Source organism: Arthrobacter celericrescens, from assembly GCF_003614925.1.
Classification (GTDB): domain Bacteria; phylum Actinomycetota; class Actinomycetes; order Actinomycetales; family Micrococcaceae; genus Arthrobacter; species Arthrobacter celericrescens.
Genome location: NZ_QYLP01000054.1, coordinates 1 through 1425, shown reverse-complemented (window position 1 = coordinate 1425; position 1425 = coordinate 1). Strand labels below are relative to the sequence as shown.

Here is a 1425-nt window from a genome sequence, read left to right as displayed (position 1 = left end):
GGCTCATCGCATTTGAGGGTGTAATCGGGGTGGGCGCGTCGGTGGCCGGATAGAGGTCGAGGTCTTCCGATGATGGAAGTTCCTACACTGCCCATCTGAGAAGACCTCGACGTGTCCCACGCTACCTTCCTGCCTCCTGACCTGACTACGTTCTGCCGGCTCGATGAGCTTGGGCTCGAAGCTGCCGGGCAGCGTCTCTCCCCTGGCCGGGCGGTGTTGGAATGCCGTGCCGTTGATCCGGACAACTGGTGCCGTTCCTGCGGTGGGCAGGGCATCGCCCGCGGCACGGTCACCCGGCCCCTCGCGCACGAACCACTGGGATGGCGGCCGACGACCCTGCTGGTGAGGGTCCGCCGCTACAAGTGCACCGGGTGCGGTCGGGTGTGGCGGCAGGACATTTCCAAAGCCGCGCAGCCGAGGGCGAAGATCTCCCGACACGGACTGCGCTGGGCGCTGGAGGGCATCGTATGCCAGCACCTCACCGTCGCCCGCGTCGCCGAAGGCCTGGGCGTGTCCTGGCATACAGCGAACAGCGCGATCCTTGCCGAGGGCAAGCGGGTGTTGATCGAGGACCCGGCCCGGTTCAACGGGGTGGCCGTGATCGGCGTGGATGAGCATGTCTGGCAGCACACCCGGCGCGGGGACAAGTACGTCACCGTGATCATCGACCTCACCCCGGTCCGTGACAGGACCGGCCCGGCACGGTTGCTGGACATGGTCGAGGGCCGCTCGAAACAGGTCTTCAAGTCCTGGCTCGCCGAGCGGCCCAAGGCCTGGCGGGATGGGATCGAGGTCGTCGCGATGGACGGGTTCACCGGGTTCAAGACCGCAGCCGCCGAGGAACTCCCGGACGCGGTCGAGGTCATGGATCCCTTTCACGTCGTCCGGCTTGCCGGCGATGCCCTGGACCGGTGCCGCCAGCGCGTGCAGCAGCAGAGCCTTGGGCATCGCGGACGATCCGGAGATCCGCTCTACGCCGCCCGCCGGACCCTGCACACCGGGCATGACCTGCTCACCGACAAGCAGAAGAACAGGCTGGAGGCCCTGTTCGTTGCGGACAACCATGCCGAGGTCGAGGCGACCTGGGGTATCTACCAGCGCGTCATCGCCGCCTACCGCGACCCTGACCGCGCCCGGGGCAAACAGCTCATGCAAGTGCTGATCGGCGCGATCAGCACCGGCGTTCCCGCTGCGCTGACGGAAGTCATTACGCTTGGCCGGACGCTGAAACGCCGTGCAGGGGACGTGCTCGCGTACTTCGACCGGCCCGGCACCAGCAACGGCCCCGCCGAAGCGCTCAATGGCAGGCTCGAACACCTCCGCGGCTCCGCCCTCGGCTTCCGCAACCTTGCCAACTACATCGCCCGATCACTCCTCGAGACCGGCGGATTCAGACCCCGATTACACCCTCAAATGCGATGAGCC

The 1425-nt window shown here is 67.0% G+C and carries 1 protein-coding gene; it reads left to right on the top strand.

Going from position 1 to position 1425, the window contains the following annotated elements:
* Window positions 1–111: 111 nt before the first annotated feature.
* Entirely contained in the window at window positions 112–1422 is a 1311-nt protein-coding gene (locus D3654_RS11855; protein ID WP_120521705.1) for an ISL3 family transposase, read from the top strand.
* The last annotated feature ends 3 nt before the right edge of the window (window positions 1423–1425 follow it).